The 26,881-nt window shown below is 71.0% G+C and carries 28 protein-coding genes; 11 read left to right on the top strand and 17 right to left on the bottom strand.

Features of this window, described 5'->3' with window-relative positions; all coding sequences use genetic code 11:
* Positions 1-229 precede the first annotated feature (229 nt).
* Positions 230-1,414 (bottom strand): hypothetical protein, encoded by a 1,185-nt coding sequence (locus J2X36_RS13800; protein ID WP_310350554.1) that lies wholly within the window; start codon positions 1,412-1,414, stop codon positions 230-232.
* Between the two features lie 114 nt (positions 1,415-1,528).
* On the opposite strand from J2X36_RS13800, the gene J2X36_RS13795 reads away from it, so the two are divergent.
* The 3 genes from J2X36_RS13795 (at position 1,529) to der (ending at position 4,442) form a co-directional block, all read left to right on the top strand.
* A complete protein-coding gene (locus J2X36_RS13795) occupies positions 1,529-2,137 on the top strand; it encodes an NnrU family protein (RefSeq protein WP_132257246.1) in 609 nt (202 codons plus the stop codon).
* A 113-nt stretch (positions 2,138-2,250) separates the two neighbouring features.
* Positions 2,251-2,961, top strand: coding sequence for a tetratricopeptide repeat protein (locus tag J2X36_RS13790; RefSeq protein WP_132257248.1), 711 nt, complete (start codon positions 2,251-2,253; stop codon positions 2,959-2,961).
* Positions 2,962-3,092: 131 nt separating this feature from the next.
* Entirely contained in the window at positions 3,093-4,442 is a 1,350-nt protein-coding gene (gene der, locus J2X36_RS13785; RefSeq protein WP_132257251.1) for a ribosome biogenesis GTPase Der, read from the top strand.
* Between the two features lie 15 nt (positions 4,443-4,457).
* Here der and J2X36_RS13780 read toward each other — a convergent pair whose 3' ends face one another.
* Entirely contained in the window at positions 4,458-6,443 is a 1,986-nt protein-coding gene (locus J2X36_RS13780; RefSeq protein ID WP_310350550.1) for a cache domain-containing protein, read from the bottom strand.
* 391 nt (positions 6,444-6,834) lie between these two features.
* Here J2X36_RS13780 and J2X36_RS13775 point away from each other — a divergent pair, with 391 nt between their 5' ends.
* Positions 6,835-7,761, top strand: a complete 927-nt coding sequence (locus J2X36_RS13775; protein WP_405029784.1) for a sulfite exporter TauE/SafE family protein — start codon at positions 6,835-6,837, stop codon at positions 7,759-7,761.
* A gap of 7 nt (positions 7,762-7,768) precedes the next feature.
* Here J2X36_RS13775 and J2X36_RS13770 read toward each other — a convergent pair whose 3' ends face one another.
* The 15 genes from J2X36_RS13770 to J2X36_RS13700 all read right to left on the bottom strand — a co-directional run bounded on the left by J2X36_RS13770 (position 7,769) and on the right by J2X36_RS13700 (position 21,062).
* On the bottom strand, positions 7,769-8,911 hold the full coding sequence (locus J2X36_RS13770) for a carboxylate-amine ligase (protein ID WP_132257257.1): 1,143 nt from the start codon (positions 8,909-8,911) through the stop codon (positions 7,769-7,771).
* Positions 8,912-9,002: 91 nt separating this feature from the next.
* The gene (locus tag J2X36_RS13765) at positions 9,003-9,425 is read right to left on the bottom strand and encodes a type II toxin-antitoxin system VapC family toxin (RefSeq protein WP_310350547.1); all 423 of its coding nucleotides are present in this window, start codon (positions 9,423-9,425) and stop codon (positions 9,003-9,005) included.
* Positions 9,422-9,676, bottom strand: coding sequence for a type II toxin-antitoxin system prevent-host-death family antitoxin (locus J2X36_RS13760; protein WP_310350546.1), 255 nt, complete (start codon positions 9,674-9,676; stop codon positions 9,422-9,424). The genes J2X36_RS13765 and J2X36_RS13760 overlap by 4 nt, the downstream gene beginning before the upstream one ends.
* Positions 9,677-9,735: 59 nt before the next feature.
* The gene (locus J2X36_RS13755; RefSeq protein WP_132257262.1) at positions 9,736-10,143 is read right to left on the bottom strand and encodes a dihydrofolate reductase; all 408 of its coding nucleotides are present in this window, start codon (positions 10,141-10,143) and stop codon (positions 9,736-9,738) included.
* A gap of 60 nt (positions 10,144-10,203) precedes the next feature.
* The gene (locus tag J2X36_RS13750; protein WP_310350542.1) at positions 10,204-10,956 is read right to left on the bottom strand and encodes an SDR family NAD(P)-dependent oxidoreductase; all 753 of its coding nucleotides are present in this window, start codon (positions 10,954-10,956) and stop codon (positions 10,204-10,206) included.
* A 10-nt stretch (positions 10,957-10,966) separates the two neighbouring features.
* The gene (gene purF, locus J2X36_RS13745) at positions 10,967-12,457 is read right to left on the bottom strand and encodes an amidophosphoribosyltransferase (protein ID WP_132257264.1); all 1,491 of its coding nucleotides are present in this window, start codon (positions 12,455-12,457) and stop codon (positions 10,967-10,969) included.
* Between the two features lie 177 nt (positions 12,458-12,634).
* Entirely contained in the window at positions 12,635-13,258 is a 624-nt protein-coding gene (locus tag J2X36_RS13740) for a CvpA family protein (protein WP_132257266.1), read from the bottom strand.
* 117 nt (positions 13,259-13,375) lie between these two features.
* The gene (gene radA, locus J2X36_RS13735; RefSeq protein ID WP_310350535.1) at positions 13,376-14,806 is read right to left on the bottom strand and encodes a DNA repair protein RadA; all 1,431 of its coding nucleotides are present in this window, start codon (positions 14,804-14,806) and stop codon (positions 13,376-13,378) included.
* A gap of 55 nt (positions 14,807-14,861) precedes the next feature.
* On the bottom strand, positions 14,862-15,911 hold the full coding sequence (gene alr / locus J2X36_RS13730) for an alanine racemase (RefSeq protein ID WP_310350580.1): 1,050 nt from the start codon (positions 15,909-15,911) through the stop codon (positions 14,862-14,864).
* 294 nt (positions 15,912-16,205) lie between these two features.
* Entirely contained in the window at positions 16,206-17,693 is a 1,488-nt protein-coding gene (locus J2X36_RS13725; protein WP_310350531.1) for a replicative DNA helicase, read from the bottom strand.
* A gap of 254 nt (positions 17,694-17,947) precedes the next feature.
* Positions 17,948-18,514: a 50S ribosomal protein L9 gene (rplI, locus tag J2X36_RS13720; protein ID WP_132257276.1), complete on the bottom strand. Its 567-nt coding sequence runs from the start codon at positions 18,512-18,514 to the stop codon at positions 17,948-17,950.
* A gap of 25 nt (positions 18,515-18,539) precedes the next feature.
* Positions 18,540-19,538, bottom strand: coding sequence for a DUF2232 domain-containing protein (locus tag J2X36_RS13715; protein ID WP_132257279.1), 999 nt, complete (start codon positions 19,536-19,538; stop codon positions 18,540-18,542).
* Between the two features lie 127 nt (positions 19,539-19,665).
* Positions 19,666-19,917, bottom strand: a complete 252-nt coding sequence (rpsR, locus tag J2X36_RS13710; RefSeq protein WP_066921788.1) for a 30S ribosomal protein S18 — start codon at positions 19,915-19,917, stop codon at positions 19,666-19,668.
* Between the two features lie 3 nt (positions 19,918-19,920).
* Positions 19,921-20,376, bottom strand: a complete 456-nt coding sequence (gene rpsF, locus J2X36_RS13705; RefSeq protein ID WP_310350512.1) for a 30S ribosomal protein S6 — start codon at positions 20,374-20,376, stop codon at positions 19,921-19,923.
* Positions 20,377-20,687: 311 nt separating this feature from the next.
* Positions 20,688-21,062: a PH domain-containing protein gene (locus J2X36_RS13700; protein WP_132257283.1), complete on the bottom strand. Its 375-nt coding sequence runs from the start codon at positions 21,060-21,062 to the stop codon at positions 20,688-20,690.
* A 137-nt stretch (positions 21,063-21,199) separates the two neighbouring features.
* Between J2X36_RS13700 and J2X36_RS13695 the strand changes: the two genes are divergently transcribed.
* From J2X36_RS13695 to J2X36_RS13665, 7 genes are all read left to right on the top strand, one after another.
* A complete protein-coding gene (locus J2X36_RS13695; RefSeq protein ID WP_310350511.1) occupies positions 21,200-21,967 on the top strand; it encodes a pyridoxine 5'-phosphate synthase in 768 nt (255 codons plus the stop codon).
* Positions 21,964-22,377, top strand: coding sequence for a holo-ACP synthase (acpS, locus tag J2X36_RS13690; protein WP_310350508.1), 414 nt, complete (start codon positions 21,964-21,966; stop codon positions 22,375-22,377). Before J2X36_RS13695 ends, acpS begins: the two co-directional genes overlap by 4 nt.
* 140 nt (positions 22,378-22,517) lie before the next feature.
* Positions 22,518-23,327: a signal peptidase I gene (lepB, locus tag J2X36_RS13685; protein ID WP_132257289.1), complete on the top strand. Its 810-nt coding sequence runs from the start codon at positions 22,518-22,520 to the stop codon at positions 23,325-23,327.
* Between the two features lie 10 nt (positions 23,328-23,337).
* A complete protein-coding gene (gene rnc, locus J2X36_RS13680) occupies positions 23,338-24,099 on the top strand; it encodes a ribonuclease III (RefSeq protein WP_310350505.1) in 762 nt (253 codons plus the stop codon).
* 33 nt (positions 24,100-24,132) lie between these two features.
* Positions 24,133-25,107: a GTPase Era gene (gene era, locus J2X36_RS13675; protein WP_132257293.1), complete on the top strand. Its 975-nt coding sequence runs from the start codon at positions 24,133-24,135 to the stop codon at positions 25,105-25,107.
* Positions 25,108-25,190: 83 nt separating this feature from the next.
* Entirely contained in the window at positions 25,191-26,111 is a 921-nt protein-coding gene (locus J2X36_RS13670) for a class I SAM-dependent methyltransferase (RefSeq protein ID WP_132257295.1), read from the top strand.
* Positions 26,108-26,881 (top strand): pseudouridine synthase, encoded by a 774-nt coding sequence (locus J2X36_RS13665; RefSeq protein ID WP_310350502.1) that lies wholly within the window; start codon positions 26,108-26,110, stop codon positions 26,879-26,881. Before J2X36_RS13670 ends, J2X36_RS13665 begins: the two co-directional genes overlap by 4 nt.

Raw genomic sequence — 26,881 nt, 5'->3', positions numbered from 1 at the left:
TAATCAACCGGTAGAGGCCGAAGAGAATTGTACTAATACCACCGATCTAATCCCCGCCGGTCCAGTCTCGCCGACAGCGGCGCGGCGAAAAGGTCAGTAGGGACCGAATCTTAGCCGGCGGGACTCGCGAAGGGGCCGCATCCACGGGCCGCGCGCGCCACGCCAAATGAGTCGCCCCGCGCCCTCCTGTGGCCTCCGGGATACGCCGGGTCGGGCTCAGCGGCGCGGGTCAGGGCCAAACCTTGATGGCGACCGGGCGGCGCAGCAGGTCGCGCTCGGAGGTGATGCGGCACCCCTCGGTGCGCAGGGTCGCGTAGGTGAGGATCGCGGTGTCGCCCGCATCGTCGAAATTGCGGCCCTCGGCGGAGGGGTCGAGCAGGGACGGATAGGCGATCAATCCCCCCGGCGCCGTGCAGGGATCGTCGTAGAGCGTCGCGCCGGCCATCAGGAGCCGGGGCTTGTCCCAGGCCAGGAGGTCGCGCGAGCTCGTCCAGTAGAAGCCGGATTGCGGGAATTCGCCCCCCGCCTTCGCCATGAACACGGCGATGAAGGCGCCCGTGCCGCGGTGGCGCACCACCGCGCCGACCGGGGCCGGGAACGGGGCCACCGGCCTGCAGGTGTCCGGCAACCTCGCCCGGGCGGCGTAGGGATCGGGGAAGGCCGCGGCGAAGCCCGCGCCCGTCCAGGCGCGCCAGCTTGTCGGGTCGTCCGGCGTCGCGGTCCGGAACAGGCAGACGCCGCTATCCTGATCGCTGCCCGGCCGGTCCCAGCCGGTCGTGGAGGCGAGCATGTAGCGCCAGCGCCCCTGGGCGACGATGTTCGAGGGATTGAAGAAGCCGCGGTGCCGGCCCTGGTCGACCTCCTGGCGGAAGGGGGCTGCGGCGACGACGGCGGGTGGGCTGGCGCGCCGGAAGCTGCGGCCCCCATCGCCGGAGGCGGCAGCCGTGATCGTGTTGTACCAGCACGCCATGTAGGTGCCGGCGGGGCAGCGGCCCTCGTGCTCGTTCGCCTGATACTCGTGGTGCAGGAGGGCCGCGACGGCCCGCCCGTCCTCGGTCCAGGTCGCCGTGATCCAGGAGCGGTCGTCGTAGAGGGCGGGATCCGATTTCTCGCCGGATTCGAGCACCACGGCGCAGTCGAGCTTGAGATGATCGAGGTCCGGACCCCGCAGGGCCCGGTTGCGGTAGTGCATCCCGAACATCGCCACCGCGCCGCCCGCGTCGCGGAAGGCGCGGGCCGGTGCGTCGGGAACGTCCGCCCCGTCGCAGGCATCGCGCCCCGCCTTGAAGATCGTGCGCGGCGGGCCGACGAGGGTGAGGCTGGAGAGCGGCGGCTCCTGTCCCGCCGCGGCGGGGCCGGGAAGCGTGAGGAGCGCGGCGAGGAGGAGTGCGGGAGGGGTCGGGCGGCGCGTCATCGGGTCGGCCTGGACAAGCGGCTCAGACTCGCTTCAGAACCGTTACGATGAGCTTGACCGGGCCCGCCCGTCCGGCGTCCTCCACACTTTGGTCCCGCCCGGCGAAGGCACATCATGACCCTCCTGATCCTCGGCCTCGTGCTCTTCCTCGGCACGCACGGCTTCTCGATGGCGCGGGCCAAGCGCGCCGAGCTCATCGGCCGCGTCGGCGAGGGGCGGTTCAAGCTCGGCTACACGCTGCTCTCGCTCGCCGGCCTCGTCCTGATCGGCATCGGCTTCCACGAATACCGGGCGTCCGGCTACATCCCGGTCTGGAACCCGCCGGTCTTCACGCGCCACCTCGCGGTGCTGCTCACCCTGTTCGCCTTCATCGCGCTGGCCTCGACCTACCTGCCCGGCCACATCCGGGCGCGGGCGAAGCACCCGATGCTGCTGGCCGTGAAGATCTGGGCAACCGCCCATCTCCTCGCCAACGGCGATCTCGGCTCGATCCTGCTTTTCGGCGGCTTCCTCGCCTGGGCGGTCATGGCTCGCATCAGCGCCAAGCGCCGCGCGCTCACGGCGGGGCAGGTCGCGGCCCAGCACGGAGGGGAGGCGGCGCGGCCGGCGGGCTGGCGCAACGACGCCATCGCGGTCGCGGTCGGCGTCGCCGTCTGGTTCGTGTTCGGGCGCTACCTGCACTACCCGCTGATCGGCGTGTACGCGTGGCCCGGCATGGCCTGACGGTCCGCCACGGCGCCCACGGGACGGTCGCCAAGCCGCGAGGTCTGTGCTAGGCGCGGGCGCTCACGAACCAGCTTAAGGCGGCCAGCCCCACGGGCCCGGCCTGAGAGACGATGGCCGACAACAACGAGTTCTTCCGCGAGGTCAACGAGGATTACCGTCGGGATCAGGTCGCGCAGATCTGGCGCCGCTACAGCGGCGTGATCATCGCGCTGGCGGTGCTCGTCGTGGCGGCCGTCGGCGGCTGGCGCTATTGGCAGAGCGCGCAGCGCCACGCGGCGGAGGCGGCCTCCGAGCAGCTCGACACGGCCAACCGCCTCGCCCGCGAGGGCAAGTCGGACGAGGCCGACAAGATCTTCACGGGCCTGGAGACGAACGGTCCCGCAGGATACCGGCTCCTGGCGCAGCTGCGCTCCGCGGTCGAGGCCGCCAAGCGCGACCCGGCCAAGGGCGCCGCCGAGTTCGACGCCATCGCCGCCGATACGGGCGCGGGCGACGGCCTGCGCGACCTTGCCCGCCTGCGCGCCGCGCTGCTGCGCCTCGATTCCGCCGATCCGGCGCCCGCGCTGGCGAGCCTGCAGGGCCTCGCGGCCGGCAGCCCCTTCCGCCACACCGCCCGCGAGATGCTCGGCCTCGTCGCGCTCAGGCGCGGCCAGTACGAGGAGGCGGGCCGCTGGTTCGACCAGCTCACCACCGACCCCGAGACGCCGCAGAACCTGCGCCAGCGCATCGAGGTCTACGCCGCCCTCGTCGCCGGCGGCCCGGTCACCGTCACGGACGCCAAGCCCGAGCCGGCCGCGCCGCCCCCGCCGATCACCCGCTGAGCGAACCGGCCGGCCGACCGGCCGGTTGAGAAGAGCGGGTTCCTGTCGAACCTCGAGACCGTTTCCGCCCCGGCGGAGCGGCCCCGGCGGGCCTCGCGATGCCCGCCCACCCAACGGACGAGACCTCAGTCATGGACCTGCCGACCGTCGCCATCGTCGGACGGCCGAATGTCGGCAAGTCGACCCTGTTCAACCGTCTCGTGGGCAAGAAGCTCGCCCTCGTGGACGACCGGCCCGGCGTGACCCGCGACCGGCGGGAGGGCGACGTCAATTTCGGCGGCCTCCTGTTCCGCATCATCGACACGGCGGGGCTGGAGGAGGCGGATTCCGGCTCGCTCCTCGGCCGCATGCGCGCGCAGACCGAGGCCGCGATCTTGGAAGCCGACGTCGTGCTCTTCGTCATCGACGCGCGGGCGGGCGTGCTGCCGGCCGACCAGCCCTTCGCCGAGATGGTGCGCCGGGCCGGCTGCCCCGTCATCCTCATCGCCAACAAGGCCGAGGGCGGCGCGGGGATGAGCGGCGCCTACGAGGCGTTCTCCCTCGGCCTCGGCGACCCGATCCCCTTCTCGGCCGAACACGGCGAGGGCATCGGCGAATTGCACGAGGCGCTCCGGGAGGCGCTGCCGAAGCCCGACCCGGAGGACGAGGACGAGGAGGGCGATCCCGCCGGTCGCTCCCTCAAGGTCGCCATCGTCGGCCGCCCCAACGCGGGCAAGTCGACGCTCATCAACCGGATGCTGGGCGAGGAGCGCCTCCTCGTCGGCCCCGAGGCGGGCATCACCCGCGACTCGATCTCCCTCGATTGGGAATGGCGGGGCCGCAAGATCAAGCTGCACGACACGGCCGGGATGCGCCGCCGCGCCCGCATCGACGACAAGCTCGAGAAGCTCGCCGTCTCGGATGGCCTGCGCGCCGTGCGCTTCGCCGAGGTGGTCGTGGTGCTCCTCGACGCCACGATCCCCTTCGAGAAGCAGGATCTGACCATCGTCGACCTCGTGGAGAGCGAGGGCCGCTCGGTCGTGATCGGCCTCAACAAGTGGGACCTCGTCGCCGACCAGCCGGGCCTCCTCAAGACCCTGCGGGAGGATTGCACCCGGCTCCTGCCCCAGGTGCGGGGCGTCGCGGTCGTGCCGCTCTCCGGGCTCGCGGGCGAGGGCATCGACCGGCTGATGAAGGCGGTGGTCGAGGCCGCCGAGGTCTGGAGCAGCCGCGTCTCGACGTCACGCATCAACGATTGGCTCAACGAGGCGACGAGCCGCAACCCGCCGCCGGCCGTCTCGGGCCGACGCATCAAGATCCGCTACGCCACGCAGGTGAAGAGCCGCCCGCCGCATTTCGCCCTGTTCGGCAACCAGCTCGACGCGCTGCCGAAATCCTATACCCGCTATCTCGTGAATGGCCTGCGCGACGCCTTCGACCTGCCCGGCACCCCGATCCGCCTCTCGCTGCGCACCTCGAAGAACCCGTTCGACAAGGGCTGAGCCCGAGACGCGCCCTCAGGCGGCGCGGACGGCCCCCAAAAAGTCGCCGACCTGACCGCGCAGGCGCTCGGCCTGCTCGGCCAGCTCGGAGGCGGCGGCGAGCACCTGCGTGGCGGCGCCCCCGGTCTCCTCGGCGGAGCGGGACACCCCCGCGATCGTCGCGCTCACATCGTCCGTGCGCCGCGAGGCCTGCGCAACCGAGTCGACGATCCGGCACGCGGCCTCGTCCTGCTCGCCCGCCGCCCGAGTGATGTCGAGGGCCGTCTCGTGAACCGAGCCGATCGTCCGGGCGATGCCGGTAATCGCCGCGACCGCACGGCCCGTCGCCGCCTGCACGGCGGCGATCTGCTCCCCGATCTCGGCCGTCGCCCGGGCCGTTTGGCCAGCCAGATCCTTGACCTCGGCCGCGACCACCGCGAAGCCACGCCCCGCATCTCCGGCGCGCGCCGCCTCGATCGTGGCATTGAGCGCCAGGAGGTTGGTCTGTGCGGCGATCCCCGAGATCAGGGCGATCACGTCGCCGATCCGGCTCGCGCCGTTGGAGAGGTCGGCCACGATCCCGGCCGCGGAGGTGGCTTCGTCCACGGCGGCCTGGGCGGACTCGGCCGAGAGCGCGATCTGCCGCCCGACCGTGCCGACCGAAATGCCGAGGGCGGAGGCCGAGGCGGTGACGAGCGAGACGTTCCCCGCGGCGTCCCGGGCGGCCTGCGCGACGTGGTGCGATTGCTCGGCCGTCGCGCCGGCCGTCGCCGTGAGCTGCCCGGCCGTGGCCTGCATCTCGACGGCGGCGGACGAGACCCGTGCGACGACGTCGCCGACCGAGCGCTCGAAGCCGCGCACGAGGTCGTCCACCACGAGCGCCCGCCGCTCGCGCGCGGTCCGGTCCGCGGCCTGCTCCGCCCTCAGCCGCTCGGCCTCGACGAGCCCGTCCTGGAATACCGCGACGGAGCGGGCCATCGCGCCGATCTCGTCGCGGCGCTCCGTGGAGGGAACCGTGCCGGCTAGGCGGCCCTCGGCGAGACCCCGCATCGTCCGGTTCAGGGCCGCGACCGGGCGTCCGAGATGGGCCGTCAGGCGCCACGCCACCGCGGCCGTGCCGGCGATGACCAGCGCGAACACGCCGAGGAGCAGGAGCAGCGCCCGCCTCTGCTCGGCCTTGAAGTCCGAGATGTCGAGGGCGACCTCCACTGTCCCGATCGCCTCGCCCGCGTAGTTGCGGAGCGGTCCGGCCAGAACCGCGCTCGGGCGTCCCTCCAGACGGGTTTCCTGCCATTCCGCGAGGCCGGCCCCGGCGGCGGCCGCGGCGTGGGCGGCCGGGGTCAGGAGCGTCTTCTCGGCGAAGGTCGCGGCGAGGGTGGCGGGGGTGTCGCCCTTCACGAGGTGCATCGCGATGTCGACGCCGAGTTCAGCCTTCATCCGCGCCAGGAAGGGGACGCCGAGGGCGCTCCCCATGTCGGCGATGCCGACGAAGCGATTGTCCTTGAAGATCGGAACGACCGCGAAGATGCCGAGCGTCTCGCGCGCCGGCTCGATGCCGGCCACGGTGCGATGGTCCCGGATCGTGTCACGGATCATCGCGCGCCGCGCCAGGATCGAATCGCCCCAGGTCTCGGGCGCGTGGATCCGCACGTAGGCGCGCCCATCCGGCAGGTGCAGGTTCAGGAAGGTGATCTTGAGGTCGTCCCGCAGCGGCGCGAGCGCCCCTCCGTAGCGCGACAGCAAGGCCTGGCGGTCCTGCCGGTCGAGGGCGTCCGCCACGCTCGGGTCGCGGGCGAAGAGGTGCGCTAGGGCGAGGCCCTTCGCGCCTTGGTCGTCCATCGCCTTCAGGACGGCCTGATACCGTTGGTTCAGCTCCGACCGGATCGCGTCCGCGCCGGCCGCCTGCTGCTGCCAGTAGGCGGCGAGCCCGACGATCGCGGCGGCGCCGAGCGAGCAGGCGAGCAGCGCGGCCGTGAGCTTGCTGCCGATCGAGGCCAGCATCGTGACGGAACCAAGTTTCATGGTCTGAAGTTTCCCGGTCTTGGCGCAGGACAGTCCGGGTCTATAGTGGCCAAGTTCAGTTAATTCCGGCTCATCGGCGGCAGAAACATTGGTCTTTGTCGGCGGCATCAGCCGGATTGATTGAGCAGATTTGCCGGAATGCCAAAGAGGCTTGCGTAGGAAATGTCCTCGCAGGTGGCCGCAGGCAGGGAAGGGCAGGACAGCGGTGGGGCGGAGGCGGCGGGCAGGCCACGCGCACCCGCAGCCGGAACAATCCTCCGAATTCCTCGTCTCCTCCGAGCGAGGATAAAAATATTCTCCTACAGACCGATGCATCATTGAAAACCGCGGCTCTTGCCTCGCGCCGGAGAGACTTTATCTCCCGCGGCCGACCGCGCCGAGCCGCACCCTGATGGTCCAGACCTCTCCCGCGCCCGCCGCGGCGTCCGGCAACCGCGCCAAGCTTCGCGCCGGCCCGTTCCGCCTGATCCTCGCCGGCCTTGCGATGGCCGCCCTCGCAGCGACGGCTTTCCTCGTCGACCGCTACGCGGGCGGGGACTGGGGCACGGCGTTCCACGCGGTGGGCGAGACCCTGAGCGGGCGCGACTTCTGGATCGCGGTGGCGGTCGGCCTGTTCGCGCAGGTGGTCGACGGTGCGCTCGGCATGGCCTACGGCGTCACCTCGACGAGCTTCCTCCTGTCCACGGGCGTGCCGCCGGCGGCCGCGTCCGCCTCCGTCCACATCGCCGAAATCTTCACGACCGGCTTCTCCGGCCTGTCGCATTGGCGGCTCGGCAACGTCGACAGGGGGCTCTTCAAGCGCCTGCTCATCCCCGGCATGATCGGCGCGGTGACGGGCGCCTACCTCGTCACGTCGATCGAGGGCGACGTGCTGCGCCCCTGGATCACCCTCTATCTGCTGGTGATGGGCCTCTACATCCTCGTGAAGGCGTTCCGGACGATCCGGCTGCGGACGAAGCCGCCGACCTACATCGCGCCGCTCGCCCTGGCCGGCGGCTTCGTCGACGCGGTCGGCGGCGGCGGCTGGGGGCCGGTCGTGACGACCTCCCTCGTCGGCGGCGGCCAGGACCCGCGCATGACGATCGGCTCGGTCAACGCGGCCGAGTTCTTCCTTGCGGTGACGAGCGGCGTCTCCTTCACCCTGTTCGGGGGCTTCACGCACGTCTCTGTCATCGCGGGCCTGATCATCGGCGGCCTGTTCGCGGCGCCCCTCGCCGCCCTGCTGGTGCGGACCCTGCCGGCGAAGGTGCTGATGATCACGGTGGGTCTGCTGATCGTCGGGCTGAGCGCCTTCAACCTCTGGACAATGCTCGCCTGAGGCGCATTCAGGCGGGGGAGGGGGGTGCCTCGCCCTTCGCCGTTCGGGCGAGCCAGTCGACGACCGCGTCGAGGGCCTGCCGGTTGGTGTGGCCGGCCTCGCGCGCCGCCTCGAAGGCCGCGATCTGGCCGTCCGCGCTCGTGCCCTCGGCGACGATGCGGCGGGCGTTGCCCACCTCGTCGACGCAGCCGAGGGCCTCGGCATCCTCCCCGATGAGGCCGAGGAGTCCCTCGAGCGCCTCCGCATAGGGCAGGGCCCGCTCGCTTTCCTCGTCGATCATCTCGGCGTCGGTGCCGCTGCGCTGCGCCCGCCACAGATTCTCTTCCGCGAGCGCCCGTGAGACGCCGTCGAGCCGCGCGTTCAGCTCCGGCCGCCGCACCACCAGGCGCACGAGGCAGCGGAACAGGGCGGCGATCGTCAGCGCATCCTCCAGACGCGTGCAGGAATCGGCGATGCGCAGTTCGAGCGTCGGGAACTTGATCGAGGGCCTGAGCGACCACCACAGGAAGCTCGCGTCCTGGATCGAGCCCGCCTTCGTCATGATGCGCAGGTAGCGCTCGTAATCGGCCGGGCTCGGGAAGAGTTCGGGAAGGCCGGTGCGCGGAAGTTCCCCGAAGGCGCTCAGGCGATAGGCTGTGAGCCCGGTCGGTTTGCCCTGCCAGAAGGGGGAGGAGGCCGAGAGCGCGAGCAGGATCGGCTGGAACGGCAGCAGGCGGTTCATCAGGTCGATGCGCGCCTCCGGATCGGGCACCTCGACATGGACGTGCATGCCGCAGATCAGGCTGCGCCGCCCGGCGAGCCCGACATCGCGCAGGATGCCCGTGTAGCGGTCGCCCTTCGTCGGCAATTGCCGCGCCCAGTCGGCGACGGGGTGCGTGCCGGCGGCGAAGACGAGGAGTTCGTGCCGGGACCCGATCTCGGCGAGCGCCGCGCGCTGGCGGCCCAGCACGGCGCGGGCCTGCGCGAAATCGGTCGAGGGCGGCGTGCACACCTCGACCTGGCACTCGAGAAGTTCGCGCCCGATCTCGGGCAGAGCTTCGGCCGCCTCGGCGTGGAACGCCTTCACCGAGTGTCGCGGCGTGCCACGGGTCTCGGCATCGGCCAGAAAATATTCTTCCTCGATGCCGAACCGGTAGGCGTGGGAATTCATGGCAATCCCTGCAGAGACGGCCGAGGGATGTAGGGCGCGCCCTGAGCGCGACGGCCTGCCATCCCCAATTTTTTGTGCGAAGCCGTTCCGCTCACGCGGCCACGACGTCGATGCCGAGAGCCTTCGCGCAGGACGCCATCTTCACGTCAAAGGTCATCAGAGCCGCCGAAGCCCTGCGGCACAAGGCGAGGTTCAGGTTGTCCGGCGTGCGAAGGGTCAGGTCGAGGCGCCGGAGAAAGGTGCCGGCTTCCGCCACGTCCGGGGCGGGCGTGTCGATGGCGCCGGCCACCATTGCGGCCCAAGTGTCGAGATGCCCGAAGGCTTCCCGCGCTGCGGACATGTCGAGACCGCCCGTCCGAAGGCGCCGCGCGATCGCCGAAGCGAATTCAGCTTTCGCGAAATCGCCGACGACAACGAGGGGTGCTTCGCGGGCGAGATAGGTTTCCGCACGTGCCGTGAGAGCATCGGCGGTGAGCAGCGCGACGAGAACGCTCGCGTCGAGATAGATCCTCACCGTTCCGCGTCATCGTCGCGCAGCCTGCTCAGGAGGCTGCCCGCGTCGCACTCGGCAGAGCGCCGTCTGTCTCGGCGTTCTCGCAGCCAAGCGAGGTCTGCCTCCGTTACCGGGTGGCCCCCTCCTCGGATCGGCTTCAGCTCGGCGGCGGGCCGGCCCGCGCGCGTGATCACCACGCCCTCGCCGGCGAGCGCGCGGTCGATCAGGTCGGATAGGCCTCTCTCGGCGTCGGAGATCGTGTGCTCGCTCATGGCATCCCTCGACAGGGCGCCTGAGTACCGGGCGACGCGTCGGTGCAAGTCCAGGGGCGTCAGGCGCGCAGCGGCCCGCCCACCAGCCATGCCGGGTCGAACCAGCGGTCGGCCTCGCCGTCGTAGGGGAGCCGGGTGACGTCCCAGTGCTGGATGTACGGCGCGTAGACGTTCCAGACCGCGATGCCGCCGCCGACGAAGATGCGCCGGCCCGGATAGCGGCTCAGCACCGCCTCCGGATCCTCGTGGGAGCGGATCACGTCGATCGTGCGGTCCCGGAAGGCGAATTCGGGCACGGAGGCCACCGTCTTCGGGCCGGCGATGAGCACGTGCCCCATGGTGAGCGCGAAGAAGCGCGTCACGTCCTCCACGAAGAGCGGGTCGGTGTTGCCCTCCCAGGGCAGGTGCCCGTTGAGGCCGAGTTGCCCGCGCTGCCCGATGGCGCAGATGCAGCGAACGTCGATCATGTCCGGTCCGTCTTCCCTTCCTACCGTCGTGTGGTCGAACCCGCGCCCGCCGCACGCGGTTCAGGCGGGCCCCTGCGGCGTCAGCACCGAGTCGGTCGGGAAGTCGTAGATCTTGCCCGTCTCCGTCCAGTCGGGATGCGCGAGGCGCACGAAATAGGGGGCGAGATCCTCCGGCGTGCGCAGGCTCTCCGGATCCTCGCCGGGGATCGCCGCCCGGCGCATGGCGGTGCGCAACGGCCCCGGGTTGAGGAGCATGGCCCGGACCGCCGTCGTCTCATTCTCGGCCGCGTAGGTGCGCACCATCGCGTCGAGAGCCGCCTTCGAGACGGAGTAGGGCCCCCAATAGGCCCGGCATTTCTGGGCGGCGCCGGACGTGACGAAGATCGCGCGGCCCGCATCCGACATCCGGAGCAGCGGGTCGAAGGAGCGCAGGAGCCGCCAGTTCGCGGTGACGTTGACGTCCATCACCTGCTGCCAGGTCTTGATGGGGATATGCCCCAGCGGCATCAGGCTGCCGAGGATGCCCGCATTGCCGACGAGGATGTCGAGCCGCTTCCAGCGCTCGTTGATGGCCGCGCCGAGCCGGTCGATCGCCTCGTAGTCGGTGAGGTTCATCGGCACGAGCGTCGCGCTCGACCCCGCCGCGCGGATCGCGTCGTCGAGCTCCTCGAGCGCGCCCTGCGTGCGGGCGAGGGCGATCACGTGGGCGCCCGCGCCGGCGAGCGCCACGGCGGCGGCGCGGCCGATGCCGCGCGAGGCGCCGGTGACGACGGCGATGCGCCCGTCGAGGGGCTTTGACGAGAGATCGCTCATGGCGGCGCGCTCAATCCGCCTCGGCCAGCATCGCGAGGCGCTTCGGGCCCGCGATGGCGAGATCCGTCAGGCTCGTCGGATAGTCGCCCGTGAAGCAATGGTCGGTGTATTGCGGGCAGGCGCCGTCGCGGCGCGCCTCGCCCATCGCCCGGTAGAGGCCGTCGATCGACAGGAAGGCCAGCGAGTCGGCGCCGATATATTGGCGCATGCCCTCGAGGTCATGGGTCGCGGCGAGCAGCTTCTCGCGCTCGGGCGTGTCGATCCCGTAGAAGTCCGGGTAGGTGATCGGCGGCGAGGCGATGCGGAAATGCACCTCGCGGGCGCCGGCCTCCCGCATCATGCGCACGATCTTCACCGAGGTGGTGCCGCGCACGAGGCTGTCGTCGACGAGGACGATCCGCTTGCCCTCGATCGCGGCGCGGTTGGCCGAGTGCTTCATCCGGACGCCGAGCTCGCGCACGGACTGGGTCGGCTGGATGAAGGTGCGCCCGACATAGTGGTTGCGGATGATGCCCATCTCGAAGGGCAGGCCCGTCTCCTGCGCGAAGCCCAGGGCCGCGGGCACGCCGGAATCCGGCACCGGCACGACGACGTCGGCGGGCGCTGCCGCCTCGCGGGCGAGCTCGATGCCGATGTTCTTGCGCACACCGTAGACGCTCTTGCCGTTCACGACGGAATCGGGCCGGGCGAAGTAGATGTATTCGAAGATGCAGGGCCGCATCGGCCGCTTCTCGGCGAAGCGGATCGACTCGATGCCCTCCTCCGAGATCACGACGATCTCGCCGTTCTCGACGTCGCGCACGAACTTGGCGCCGATGATGTCGAGGGCGCAGGTCTCCGAGGCCAGGATGTAGCGCCCGTCGAGCTCGCCGAGGACCAGGGGGCGGATGCCCATGGGATCGCGGGCGCCGATCAGCTTCTTGTTCGTCAGCGCCACGATGGCGTAGGCGCCCTCGATCTGGCGCAGCGCGTCGATGAAGCGCTCGATGATCCGCGGGGCGCGGCTGCGCGCGGCCAAGTGCAGGATCACCTCGGTGTCCGAGGTCGATTGCGTGATGGCGCCGTCGCGCACGAGGTCGCGGCGGATCGAGAGGGCGTTGGTCAGGTTGCCGTTATGCGCCACCGCGAGGCCGCCGCCGGCGAGTTCCGCGAAGAGCGGCTGCACGTTGCGCAGGATGGTACCGCCTGTCGTCGAGTAGCGGACATGGCCGATCGAGGAGCGGCCTTTCAGGCGCTCGATGGTCGAGCGGTCCGAGAAGGAATCGCCGACGAGACCCGGCCGGCGCTCGGAATGGAAGATCTCGCCGTCGAAGGAGACGATGCCCGCCGCCTCCTGGCCGCGGTGCTGCAGGGCGTGGAGGCCGAGCGCGACGACGGCGGACGCGTCCGGATGCCCGAAGATGCCGAAGACGCCGCATTCCTCGCGCAGCGTATCCCCATCGCGGTCGAGCCCGTCGACGACACCGAGAGGGTGGCGGGCGGGCGCGGAGCGGTCTGACATGCCTTTGGTGATCCCTCGTGGCCGCCGCCGCTGGCTACGCGCGCGATCCGACAGCTGAACGCGAACGATGCGGCAGGCAAGGCCCTAGGCCGGCATCGTCAAGAGACCGTTATCTAGTCGGCGATTCGGGCGCAACCAAGCCGCGGGGCGCGCGGAGCGGCCCGCGCGGCGAGCAGGTCAGCGCCGCGGTGCGGGCGTGGCTGCGGGCTGGCCGCCGGCCTCGGAGCGGCGCTGGGCCGGCGCGTCGGTCTCGGCGGGCGCCTCGACGGGCTCGTTCGGCGGCGTCTCGATCTTCGGCTTCTTGAACTGCTTGAGGAGCCCTTCCGGGTTCTCGGGCAGCTGCGCCACCAGGGCCTCGCCGGATTTCTCGAGCATCGGGCGGGTCTTGGCCTGCGCCGCCCAGTCCGGCACCTTGCCCTGCACCAGCCAGGCCAGGAACACCCAGCCGATCACGCAGATGAGGAAGCCGCGGGCCGCGCCGAACAGGAAGCCGAGGGAGCGGTCGACGGCGCCGATGCGCGAATCGAGCACCACGTCCGAGACCTTCACGGTGATGATCGAGACGACGATCAGCGTGCCGAGGAAGATCGCCGCGATCGAGGCGACGAGGGCGACGGTGTCGCTCGTCACGTGCTGCTTCACGGTGGGCAGGAGCAGGGGGTAGAAGGACCACGCCACCGCGGCCGCCGCCACCCAGGCGATGATCGCCAGCACCTCGCGGGTCACGCCGCGCACGGCCGCGAGCAGCGCGGAAATCACGACGATTCCGAGGACAACGAGATCGAGAACGGAGAACGGCATCGCGTCCTGTAAGCTACGCGGGGATATGCGAGGTCATCGCCGGATTCGTGCGGCTCCCCCGGACCGCGCCCTCTCTATACCCCGCGGAAACTCGGCCGTCACCCTGGCACGACGGGCTCAATCCTCCTCGACGAAGCGGCCCCGCCCGCGCTCCGATCCGGCCCGGCGGGGGGCGCCCGCGGCGATGCCGGAGACGAGATCGGCGATGTGGCGCAGGGCCTCCGTCGGGAAGGCGCGCTCGCCGGGCTCGCCGCGCCCCTGCGGGGTCAGCGCCTTCGAGAAGCCGAGCTTCTGCGCCTCCTTCAGCCGGGCGGTCGCCTGCGCGACGGGCCGGATCGCGCCGGACAGGCCGATCTCGCCGAAATAGACGCTCTCGTGCGGCAGCACGGCGCCTGACAGGGAGGAGACGAGGGCGGCGGCCACCGCGAGGTCGGCCGCGGGCTCGGTGATGCGCAGCCCGCCCGCGACGTTCAGGTAGACGTCGTGGGTGCCGAGGCGGATGCCGCCATGGGCCTCGAGCACGGCCAGCACCATCGAGAGCCGGTTCGGGTCCCAGCCCACCACCGCGCGCCGCGGCATGCCGAGGGCGGAGGGGGCGACGAGCGCCTGGATCTCGACGAGGAGCGGGCGCGTGCCCTCCATCCCGGCGAAGACCGCCGTGCCCGGCGCGGCGTGGTCGCGCGCCGCGAGGAACAGGGCGGAGGGGTTCGGCACCTCGGCGAGCCCCCCGTCCGTCATCTCGAAGACGCCGATCTCGTCGGTCGGGCCGAAGCGGTTCTTCACCGCGCGCAGGATGCGGAAATGGTGGCCCTGGTCGCCCTCGAAGGAGGCGACCGCGTCGACCATGTGCTCGACGACCCGCGGCCCCGCGATCTGCCCGTCCTTGGTGACGTGGCCGACGAGAATCACGGCCGTGCCCGTGGTCTTGGCAAAGCGGATCAGCGCCTGGGCGGAGCTGCGGACCTGCGTGACCGTGCCGGGGGCCGATTCCACCGTCTCGGTCCACATGGTCTGGATCGAGTCGATGATGGCGAGCGCGGGCGGGCGCCCCTGCGAGAGCGTCTCGACGATGTCCTCGACGTTGGTCTCGGCCGCGAGCTCGACGGGGTGCTGGGCGAGGCCGAGGCGCTCGGCCCGCAGCCGCACCTGGCCCACCGCCTCCTCGCCCGAGATGTAGGCGACGCGCTCGCCCGTGGCGGCCATGGCGGCCGAGGCCTGCATCAGCAGCGTCGACTTGCCGATGCCGGGATCACCCCCGAGCAGGATCACCGAGCCGCGCACGAAGCCGCCGCCCGTCACCCGGTCGAGCTCGGCGATCCCGGAGGCCACCCGCGGCGCCTCCTTGGCCTCGCCGGTCAGGCCCTCGAGCGGGAAGACGCGGCCGCGCGCCCGCGCGGGCCGGGTCGCCGCGGGGCCGGATTGCGGGCCGCCCCCGGGCACCTCCTCGACGATCGTGTTCCAGCCGTTGCAGGCCTCGCAGCGCCCGCGCCAGCGGTTGTAGACCGCGCCGCAGGACTGGCAGACGAAGGTCTGTTGGATCTTGGCCATGTCAGCGCGAGGTCACCGTGGGGCCGGGCCGCCGGGATGCGGCGCGAGGAGCGGGTCAGCCCCCAACATAGTGACGAACATAACGGGAACCTAGCCCTGTCAGGATCTCGTAGCCGATCGTGCCGGCTGCCGCGCCGACCGCGTCGACGTCGAGGCTGTCGCCGATCAGCGTCGCGGTCGCGCCCCGCACGGCGCCCGGCGCCTCGGTCACGTCGACGACGACGAGGTCCATCGAGATCAGGCCGAGGACGGGGCAGGGCACGCCGTCGACGAGGGCGCGGCCCGTGCCGCTCGCCGCGCGGGGATATCCGTCGGCGTAGCCGAGGGACAGGGCAGCGAGGCGGCGGCGGGCCGGCGCCGTCCAGCGCCCGTTATAGCCGACGCTCTCGCCCGCCTCGACGGTGCGGACCTGCGCGATGGCGGCCTCCAGACGTACGACCGGCCGCATCGGGTTCGGCCGGCCGGGCGTCGGGTTGCCGCCGAACAGGGCGTAGCCCGGCCGCAGGAGGTCGTGGTGTGCGTGGCGCCCGAGGAAGATGCCGGACGAGTTCGCGAGCGAGCCGGGAATGCCGGGCAAAGCCGCGCGGAGCGTCGCGAAATCGGCGATCTGGCGCGCGTTGACCGGGTCCTCCGGTCGCTCCGCGCTGACGAGATGGGTCATCAGGAGGTCGATCCCGGCTCGGGCGATCGCCGGCCCGGCGAGCGCCAGCGCTTCGGGAAGACGCAGCCCGAGACGGTTCATGCCGGTATCGACGTGGAGCGCCGCCGGATGCCGCCCGCGCGAGACCTCGCCCCACTCGTCGAGTTCCTCGCGCGAGCCGAGCACCGGCCGCAGCCGCGCCGCGGCGTGGGCCGGGCCGCTGCCGGGCAGGAGACCGTTCAGGACCGAGATCTCCGCCGCCGGCAGCAGGGCGCGCAGGCGCAAGCCCTCGGCGAGATGCGCCACGAAGAAGCTTCGGCAGCCCGCGCGCCAGAGGGACGGCGCGACGCGCGCCAGCCCGCAGCCATAGGCGTCGGCCTTGACGACCGCCGCGCAGGGCACGCCCGGCGCCTCGGCGGAGAGACGGCGCCAGTTGGCCGCGACCGCCCCGAGATCGACCGTCAGGCGGGCACCGTGAGCGGCCGGACCGGCATCGGGGCCGGAATCGGGGTCCGGAACTTCGCGAGGCGCCGCCTCGGCTGAGCGTTCGCGCGCGATGATCAGGGTCCCTCCGAGGCGGGCGGCCAGGGGATCTCGCGGGTCATCAGGTCCTCGAACCGGTAGGGGCAGGCATCCGTGCCGCCTGCTCCATCGCCCAGGCGGACAGATCCGCCTCGTAGGCCGTATTCGTGACGTCGATGACCGACGGCCTCAGGCTCGCCACCGCCATTCTCCTTCCCATCGTCCTGCCCGACCCTATCACATCCGCTCGGGCATCCGGTCGTCCTGCGCGAGGTTCGAGAAGCGGGTGATGTTGGCGTCGAATTGCAGCTCCACCGTGCCGGTGGGTCCGTGACGCTGCTTGCCGAGGATCACCTCGGCCTTGCCGTGGACGCGGTTCATCTCCGCCTCCCAGGCGAAGAACTCTTCCGTGCCCTCGCGGGGCTTCTTGTTGTTGACGTAGTATTCCTCACGGAACACGAACATCACCACGTCGGCGTCCTGCTCGATCGAGCCCGATTCACGCAGGTCCGAGAGTTGCGGGCGCTTGTCGTCGCGGTTCTCGACCTGACGCGAGAGCTGCGAGAGCGCGATGATCGGCACCGAAAGCTCCTTGGCGAGGGCCTTCATGCCGGTCGTGATCTCGGTCATCTCCTGCACGCGGTTGTCGCCCTTCTTCGAGGAGCCGGACAGGAGCTGCAGGTAGTCGACGATGAGGAGGTCGAGCCCCTTCTGCCGCTTCAGGCGGCGGGCGCGCGCGGCGAGCTGCGCGATCGAGATGCCGCCCGTCTGGTCGATGTAGAACGGGATCGTCTGCATGTCCCGCGCCGCATCGGTGATCTTGTAGAAATCCTCCGGCCGGATGTCGCCGCGGCGGATCTTGTAGGAGGGCACGCCCGATTGCTCGGCGATGATGCGGGTGGCGAGCTGCTCGGCCGACATTTCGAGGGAGAAGAAGCCGACGATGCCGCCGTTCTTGGTCTCGATCGTGCCGTCTGGCCGCTTCTCGCCCTGGTAGGCCTTGGCGATGTTGAAGGCGATATTGGTGACGAGCGAGGTCTTGCCCATGGCCGGGCGCCCCGCGAGGATGATCAGGTCGGAGGGCTGCAGGCCGCCCATCTTGGCGTCGAGGTCGGACAGGCCGGTGGCGATGCCGGAGAGCTTGCCGTCCCGCTGGTAGGCCTTGGCCGCCATGTCGACGGCCGCGGTCAGCGCGTCCGAGAATTTCTGGAAGCCGCCGTCGTACTTGCCCGACTCGGCGAGCTCGTAGAGGCGGCGCTCGGTCGCCTCGATCTGGTCGCGCGGCGCCGCCTCGACGGGCGCCTCGTAGGCGCCGTTCACGAGGTCCTCGCCGATCGTGATCAGGCGGCGCCGGATCGCGAGGTCGTAGATGGCGCGCCCGTACTCGCCCGCGTTGATCACCGTGGTGGCGTCGGCGGCGAGCCGCGCGAGGTACTGCATCACGGTCTGGCCGCCGAAATCGGCGTCGCCGAGATAGGTCTTCAGCGTGATCGGGGTCGCGAGCTTGCCGGCCTTGATCAGGCTGGTCGCCACCTGGAAGATCTGCTGGTGCGCCTCCTCCATGAAATGCTCGGGCAGGAGGAAGTCCGACACCCGGTAATAGGCGTCGTTGTTCACGAGGATCGCGCCGAGGAGCGCCTGCTCCGCGTCGATGTTGTGGGGCGCGACCCGGTACTCGGCCTGCACCGTCTCGAGCTTCGCCGTGAGGGCGTTCGGTAGGGCCATCGCCAACTCGCTCCGATTCTCGTGGCGGCTCGGCCGAGCCGTGATCCGACAACAGGGGCCGACCATGGCACCGTCATGGTTGACCGATGCTTTCGCCCATTCCGCCCGGGACGGCCCCGCGCAAAAAAGGTCGCCCGCCGCTCATGCAAGCGGCGGGCGACCATGCTGGAACAAATGTGGAACGTGTCAACCCTCGGTCCGAACGCTCCCCGTTCTCCACCGATCCGCGGTGGAGAACTCGCGGTGGAGCGCCCTCAGGCGGTCTCGTCCTCGCCGCTCTCGGCCAGCGCCGCACCGACCTCGAGGCCGAGGTCGTCGAGATTGAACTGCTCGCGCTCGGTCACCGACTCGCCGCGGGCCTGACGCTCGGCCTCTTCCGGGCTGCGGGCGACGTTCACGGTGACGCTCACCTCGACCTCGGGGTGCAGCACGACCGGGACCGTGTGCAGGCCGAGCGTCTTGATCGGCTGGTTCAGGGTGAACTGGTCGCGGGAGACCGAGAAGCCCTCCTTCGTCACGACCTCGGCGAGGTCGCGGGTCGAGACCGAGCCGTAGAGCACGCCCGTCTCGCCGGACTGGCGGATCAGGGTGAAGTTCTGGCCGTTCAGCTTCTCGGCGACGCTCTCGGCGTCCTTGCGGCGCTCGAGGTTGCGGGTCTCGAGCTGGGCACGCTGCGTCTCGAAGTGCTTCTTGTTGCCCTCGGTGGCGCGCAGCGCCTTGCCGCGGGGCAGCAGGAAGTTGCGGGCAAAGCCCGGGCGGACCTTCACGGTCTCGCCCATCTGGCCGAGCTTGGCGACGCGTTCGAGCAGGATCACATCCATTGGGGTCTTCCTTCTTGGTCTGGTGTCAGGATCTGGCCGCGCCGGCACGGCGCAGGTTCAGGGCGGTATCGGCGATGCCGAACAGGGTGAGGGCGAACAGGGCGATGCCCTGGGTGATGAACAGGATCAGGTAGAGGCCGAACAGCAGGGCCCCCCGGCCCGCGCGGCCGCGGCTGCGGTCGTGGAAGGCGGCGAGCCCCTGGAGGGCGAAGGCGGCGCTGAGCGAGCCCGCGAGCGCGGTGCCGAGCAGGCCCGGATAGCCCGGCAGGAAGCCGAGCAGCACCGCGGCCCCGAGGAGGGCGAGCACGGCGCGCGGCATCACCGTGGACGGCAGGTCCGGCCAGGGCCGGGGCAGGCGCCCCGAGATCTGCACGATGCGGGCGGCGGCCCAGAGATAGAAGGTCAGGAGCAGGGCGAGGCCCTGGGTCGCCAGGGCCGGAGCGATGCGGGCGAGGGCGTCGGCCACCTCCGCCTGCTGGGCGGAGGCCGGATCGGACGAGGGCGCCTGCCCACCCTCGGCGGGGGCCTGCTCAGCCGGGGCGGCGCCGTCCTTCGGGGGCGCCTGGCGCGGCGGCTGCGTGCGCACGATCGAGGCGCTCATGCTGCGCAATTGCGCGTGGAAGGTCTCGTAATTCGGCGAGGCGATCACGGCGATGGCGACGAAGGCGAGTGCCGCGGTGGCGGCCGTCCAGCCGAGGAGCCGGCCGGTCGGGTACCATTCGAGGCTGCCGTCCGCGCCGGGGCGGCCGAGCAGCGCGAGGTAGGCGAGCCACCACGCGGGCAGCGCCAGATAGGCGCCGAAGCCGAGGCCGAGGAAAGGGGTGACGACGAGGGCGAGCGCGAGGCTGCCCGTCGCGGCGGCGACGAGCGCGGCCTTGTGGCTCCAGCCGAGCCCGACGATCAGCACGGGCAGGGGTGCCAGGAGGTAGAGCACGATGGCGAGGGGCGTCGCCTTCAGCAGCACTCCGAACAGGAGCGCCGAGACGAGGCCCGCACCGATGCCGATGCCGAGATACTGTTTCATCGCTCCCGCTGTCCCGCTGTCCCGTTCCGGGCAGGGTTAGGGGCGGTCGTTCGCCCCAGCGTCCCGGCGGACGCTTCGGTCCGCCGGTCGGTTGGTCGTCCCGGCCGCAGGGCCGGGAGAGAATGCGCTACTTGATCACGTAGGGGAGCAGGCCGAGGAAGCGGGAGCGCTTGATCGCCTGGGCGAGCTCACGCTGCTTCTTGGCCGACACCGCCGTGATGCGCGACGGCACGATCTTGCCGCGCTCCGACACGTAGCGGGAGAGCAGCTTCACGTCCTTGTAGTCGATCTTCGGGGCGTTGGCGCCCGAGAAGGGGCAGGTCTTGCGCCGACGGAAGAACGGACGACGGCCACCGCCGCCACCAGCACCGAATGCCATGACTTAGTTCTCCCCGCCGAAATTGCGCTCGGGACGGTCGCCGCGGTCGCCGCGGTCGCGGTCGCCGAAGCCGCCGCCGAAACCCTCGTCGTCGCGACGCCGGCCGCCGCGGTCACGATCCTTGCGGTCGTCGCGGTCGCGCTTCTGCATCATCGCCGACGGCTCGCTCTCGAGCTCCTCGACGCGGATCGTCATGAAGCGCAGGACGTCCTCGGAGATCTGCATCTGGCGCTCCATCTCGGCGAGGGCCGCCGGGGGCGCCTCGATGTTGAGGAGCGTGAAATGCGCCTTGCGGTTCTTCTTGATGCGGTAGGCGAGGGACTTCACGCCCCACATCTCGATCTTGTCGACCTTGCCGCCGTTCTGCTCGATGACGCCCTTGTAGGTCTCGACCATGGTCTCGACCTGCTGGGACGTCACGTCCTGGCGCGCCAGGAAGACGTGCTCGTATAAAGGCATTGCGGGCCCTTCAGCATGAATGGGACCCGACCGCACGCGTGAGGGCACGGGGAGATCGGGCCGGTTGCATCACGCATCGCCCGGCGCCAAGCCCTTCGAGCCGAATGTTTCAGGCCCGAGCGGTTGATCGAAGGCGGAGACACGGGACGACGGGCGAGGCCCTGCGCCGCGAGCGGCACCGTCCGTTCAGCCCCCAGCCGGAGCGAACGCGAGGTGGGGCCTATAGCGGGGATGATCGCGATCTACAAGGGCACGTCGTCTTGATGATCGCTTCATGATCGCGTCCGGCTCCGGACGGATCGGCCGTGCGGCTACTTGAGGGAGGCCGCGATGGCCTGCTGGATGCCGAGGATGTTGGCGCCGCGCTTCAGCGTGCGCTGGATCGGATCCGGCCTGCCGGAGACCCAGATCTTGAGTTCCGAATCGAGATCGAAGCTGCCCGCGGTCTCGATCGAGAAGGCGGTGATCGCCCGATAGGGCACCGTCAGGTACTCGACCTTGCGGCCCGTCAGCCCCTGCCGGTCCACGAAGACGAGCCGGCGGTCGGTGAAGACGAAGAGGTCACGGATGACCTTGAAGGCGACGCGCACGCTCTCGCCCTCCGCGAGCACCCCGGCCATCTGGTCGCGCAGTTCGTCCGCGCTGAGGTCGCTGCCATGGCCGAGCAGCCCGTCGAGGAATCCCATCGTCGCCTGTCCTCCGCTCCGTCGGGGCATATGGGCCGGGCGGGGCCGCCTTGCACCCTCGGCGCTTTCAAGCCGCCGCCGCCTCGGATAGAGCAGCGCGGAGGCGGGAGCACCCGCCGCGCAACAGGAAACGACCCGTGTCCGTCTCCCGCCTCCGTCTTGGCGTCAACATCGACCATGTCGCGACCGTCCGGAATGCCCGCGGCGGCGCCTATCCGGACCCGGTGCGCGCGGCGCGCCTCGCCGTCGAGGCCGGGGCCGACGGCATCACGGCGCATCTGCGCGAGGACCGCCGCCACATCCGCGACGCCGACATGGACGCCCTCGCGGAGATCCTGACGGTGCCGCTCAACTACGAGATGGCGGCCACCGACGAGATGATCGGCATCGCCCTGCGCATCCGGCCGCACGCCGCCTGCCTCGTGCCGGAGAAGCGCGAGGAGCGCACCACGGAGGGCGGCCTCGACATCATCGGCGCCCGCGAGCACCTCAAGCCGCGCGTCCGGGCCCTGTCCGAGGCCGGCATCCGGGTCTCCCTCTTCGTCGAGCCGGAGGAGCGGGTGATGGAGGCGGCCCGCGCCCTCGGCGCGCCGGTCGTCGAGCTCCACACCGGCAGCTATTGCGAGGCGGCGACCGCGCGCGATGCGGAGCGCGTCGCTCAGGAACTGTCCCGCATCGCGCGCGCCGCCGAGTACGGCGCCGCGATCGGGCTGGAGATCCATGCCGGCCACGGCCTGACCGTCGACAGCGTCGGCCCGATCGCCCGGCTGCCCCAACTCGCCGAGCTCAACATCGGCCACGCCATCATCGCCGAGGCCATCTTCGTCGGGCTGCCGCAGGCGGTGCGCGACATGCGCGCGGCCATGGATGCGGCCCGCCGCGGGATGGCGGGAGCGCCGGCGTGATCCTCGGCATCGGCTCGGATCTCTGTGACATCCGCCGAATCGAGAAGTCCCTGGAGCGCTTCGGCGACCGCTTCACGCACCGGGTCTTCACGGACGGCGAGCGCGCCAGAAGCGACGCGCGCGCGGCCCGAGCTCCGTCCTACGCGCGGCGCTTCGCCGCCAAGGAGGCCTGCGCGAAGGCGCTCGGCACAGGCCTGAGCCTCGGCGTGTTCTGGCGGGACATGGAGGTCGTGAACCTGCCCGGCGGCCGCCCGACGCTGCGCCTCACGGGCGGCGCGCTCGCACGCCTCTCCGCGATGACGCCGCCCGGTCACGAGGCGCGCGTGCATGTCAGCCTCACCGACGACCCACCCCTCGCGCAGGCCTTCGTGATCATCGAGGGGGTGCCGTGCGGCACCTTGCGGGATTAGCCGGCGGCGCTCACGCGTTGCGGGCGCTCCCGGCTTAGTCTAGACCGCCGCACACAGCGGACAGGATCGCGGCACGCTCCCCACCTTGTGCATGCCGATGGGCCGGGCCGGGGGGCCTCGTCGAGGGACTGGACGAACCAATGGAACGCGCACGCGTGGATCACGACACGAAGCACGAGATTCGGGCGGCCGAGACCGGTTCCACCGGCACCTGGGCCAGCATCCGCGAGACCCTGAAGGTCGGCATCCAGGCGCTGCTCATCGCCCTCGTGGTGCGCACGCTGCTGTTCCAGCCGTTCAACATCCCGTCGGGCTCGCTGGTGCCGACGCTGCTGATCGGCGACTACCTGTTCGTCTCGAAATACTCCTACGGCTACTCGAAGTACTCGCTTCCTCTGAGCGAGTACATTCCCGTGAAGTCGGAGGGCCGCGTCTGGGCGGCGGAGCCGAAGCGCGGCGACATCGCCGTCTTCAAGCTGCCGAAGGACAACGCCACCGATTACATCAAGCGCGTGATCGGCCTGCCGGGCGACAAGATCCAGGTCGTCGACGGCGTGCTCAACATCAACGGCAAGCCGGTCAAGCGCGAGCGGATCGCCGATTACGAGACGATCGATCCCTACGGCCAGGCGACCAAGGTGCCGCAATACATGGAGACGTTGCCGAACGGTATCGTTCACCGTGTCATCGAGCGCGACGGCGATAACGGCTTCTGGGACAAGACCGAACTCTATACGGTGCCGCCGGGCCACTATTTCATGATGGGCGATAATCGCGACAACTCGACCGATTCGCGAGACCTCGCCAATGTCGGCTACGTGCCGTTCGAGAACTTCGTCGGCCGCGCCGAGATGATCTTCTTCTCGATCGACGAGGGTACGCCGGCCTGGCAGATCTGGAACTGGCCCGCCAAGGTCCGGTGGAACCGCATCTTCAACACGATTCACTGACGGTGGCACCTTGAACGACGCCGCGCGTCCCACGAGCCGCGCGCGGCGCGCGCACAAGCCGAAGCCGCCCCTCAGCGCGCTGGAGGATCGCCTCGGCCACACCTTCGCCGACCCGAATCTCCTCAGCCTCGCGCTCACCCATGTCAGCAAGGCGGCCGGCCGCACGGGCAGCTATCAGCGCCTGGAATTCCTCGGCGACCGGGTTCTCGGCCTCGCCATCGCGGACCTGCTCTACCGAACCTTCCCCGAGGCCGACGAAGGCGACCTGTCGCGGCGCCTGGCCGGCCTCGTCCGCCGGGAGACCTGCGCCTCCGTGGCCGCCGCCTGGGACGTCGGCCCGCATCTCGTGCTCGGGCCGGGCGAGGTGATGGGGGGCGGACGCCGCAACCAGACGATCCTCGCCGACGTCTGCGAGGCGATCCTGGGCGCCGTCTACCTCGATGCCGGATTCGCCCGCGCCCGGGACCTCGTGGAGGCGGCCTTCCGCCCCGGGGAGAAGACCGGCGCGCCGCGCGGGCGCGACGCGAAGTCCGCCCTGCAGGAATGGGCGATGGGTCGGGGGCTTCCCATTCCCGCCTACGAGGTCGTCGAGCGTTCCGGCCCCGACCACGCACCCCGCTTCCGCATCGCCGCCCGGGTCGAGGGCATCGAGCCGGGCTATGGCGAGGGCACGTCCAAGCGCCTCGCCGAGCAGGAGGCGGCCCGCAGCGTCCTCGCCCGCGAGGGCATCGGGGAGAGTGGGGCCGAAACCAACGCGACCGAGACCGGTTGATGGGGCACCTCGCCCCGCTGAGGAAATGACCCGATGGCCCGAGCGCCGCAGGACGACACCCCCGAACAGGGACAGGACGGCCCGCACATCCCGCCGCTCCCCGCGATGCCGGCGGATGCGCGCGCGGGCTTCGTCGCGTTGATCGGCGTGCCCAACGCCGGCAAGTCGACGCTGCTCAACAGCCTCGTCGGCACCAAGGTCTCGATCGTCTCGCGCAAGGTTCAGACGACCCGCGCGCTCGTTCGCGGCATCGCCATCGAGGGCAGCGCGCAGATCGTGCTCGTCGACACGCCCGGCATCTTCGCGCCCAAGCGCCGCCTCGACCGGGCGATGGTGCACTCGGCCTGGAGCGGCGCGGCCGACGCGGACGCGATCTGCCTGCTCATCGATGCCCGCAAGGGCGTGGACGACGAGGTCGAGGCGATCCTCGCCCGGCTTCCCGAGGTGCGGCGGCCGCGCATCCTCATCCTGAACAAGATCGACCTGATCCCGCGCCAGAGGCTCCTCGACCTCGCGTCCGGCCTCAACGGACGGATGGAGTTCGCCCACACCTTCATGATCTCCGCCCTGAACGGCGACGGCGTCGCCGACCTCAAGCGGAGCCTCGCCGCGATGATGCCGCCCGGCCCCTGGCTCTACCCGGAGGATCAGGTCTCGGACGCGCCGATCCGCATGCTCGCCGCCGAGATCACGCGCGAGAAAATCTACGACCGGCTGCACGAGGAACTGCCCTACCGATCGACGGTGGAGACGGACCAGTGGCAGGTGCGCGGCGACGGCTCGGTGCGCATCGAGCAGACGATCTTCGTGGAGCGCGAGAGCCAGCGCTCGATCGTGCTCGGCAAGGGCGGCCAGACCATCAAGGCGATCGGTCAGGCGGCGCGCCTCGAGATCGCCGAGGTGGCCGAGGCGAAGGTCCACCTGTTCCTTCACGTGAAGGTTCGCGAGAATTGGGCCGACGATCCGGCCCGCTATCGCGAGATGGGCCTCGAATTCCCGAAGGCCTGAACGCACCCGCGGCGCCCCCGCGCAGGCGCACGAGCCCGGCTCCCGATCGAAACGCCGCATCCCCGACCGATCTCCTGTCCCCGATGTCAGCCTCCCCGACGCCCTTCGCCGTCTACGGCCTGCCTCCCGCCGGCCTCGCTGAGGTGCCGGACGGCGCCCTGCAGCTCTCGCCCCTTCTGCCCGGCTCCGCGCGCCTGGAGGACCTCGAGGCAGAGAGCCTCGACAGCCTCGCGATGCTGGCGCCGCCCGGGACGATCGAGCGGCGCTTCGCGCTCGCCCATGCCCTTCGCGTCCTGCGGCCGGGCGGGCGCCTGACGGCTTTGGCCCCCAAGGACAGGGGCGGCTCGCGCCTCGCGCGGGAATTGCGGGATCTCGGCTGCGCGCCCTGCGACGAGCCGCGCCGGCACCATCGGATCTGCACCCTCGCCCGGCCGGAGGGCGAACTGCCCATCGCGGAGGCCATCGGCGACGGCTCGCCGCGGCACATCGAGAACCTCGCCCTCTGCACGCAGCCGGGCATCTTCTCGTGGGACCGGATCGATCCCGGCACCGCGCTCCTCCTCGCGGTCCTGCCGCCGCTCTCGGGGGCCGGAGCCGATTTCGGGTGCGGGCTCGGGATCCTGGCGCGTTCCGTTCTCGCCTCGGGAGCCGTGACGAGGCTCGCGCTCCTCGACATCGACCGGCGGGCCGTCGAGATGGCCCGCCGCAACGTCGGCGACCCGCGGGCCGCGTTCCTGTGGACGGACCTGCGTGCGCCCGTGCCGACGCTGGCGCGCCTCGATTTCATCGTCACGAACCCGCCCTTCCATGACGGGGGGGCGGAGGATCAGGCCCTCGGCCAGACCTTCATCCGGCGCGCGGCCGAGTGCCTGCGGCCGGGGGGCGTCCTCTGGCTGACGGCCAACGCCCATCTGCCCTACGAGGCGGTGCTCAAGGCCTCCTTCCGCAGCGTCACGCAGCGCGCCGCGGCGAACGGCTACAAGGTCTACGAGGCCAGGGCATGAGTGCCGCCGGACCCGCCTCCAAGCCGGCGACGCTGCGGCTCGACAAGCTCCTCGCCAACCTGGGCTACGGCTCGCGGCGCGAGATCGCCGGCCTCGCGCGCGCCAGCCGCATCCGCCTCGATGGCGAGGCCCTGCGCGACGCCGACCGCCGCATCGCCCTCACGCCCGACCTGCCGGACCGGATGACGATCGACGCCGAGCGTCTCGATCCCCCGCCGGGCGTCCTCCTCCTCCTCCACAAGCCGGAGGGGGTCACCTGCTCGCACAAGGAGGCGGGCCCCCTGATCTACGGGTTGCTGCCCGCGCGCTGGCGGCGCCGGGACCCGGCCATCTCGACGGTCGGCCGGCTCGACAAGGAGACGTCGGGGCTGATCCTCCTCACGGACGACGGCGCGCTCCTGCACCGGATCATCTCGCCGAAGGCCAGCGTGCCGAAGCGCTACCAAGTGAGCCTCGACCGTCCGTTGCGGGGCGACGAGGGCGCGATCTTCGCCTCGGGCACGCTGATGCTGGAGGGAGAGGACAGGCCGCTGCTGCCCGTCGCGATGCAGGTCCACGACGCGACCCACGCCGCGGTGACCCTCACGGAGGGGCGCTACCATCAGGTCCGCCGCATGTTCGCGGCAATCGGCAACCACGTGACGGCCCTTCACCGGGACCGGATCGGCGCGCTGGACCTGTCCGCCGAGCTCGCGCCCGGTGCCTTCCGCCTCGCGGGTGAGGAGGATGTCGCGGCGATCTTCGCCGCGCCCGGGGCCGGCCCCGCCTGA

The sequence above is a fragment of the Methylobacterium sp. BE186 genome (genome assembly GCF_031457035.1).
GTDB lineage: Bacteria > Pseudomonadota > Alphaproteobacteria > Rhizobiales > Beijerinckiaceae > Methylobacterium > Methylobacterium segetis.
This window is presented reverse-complemented; position numbering and strand designations above follow the sequence as displayed.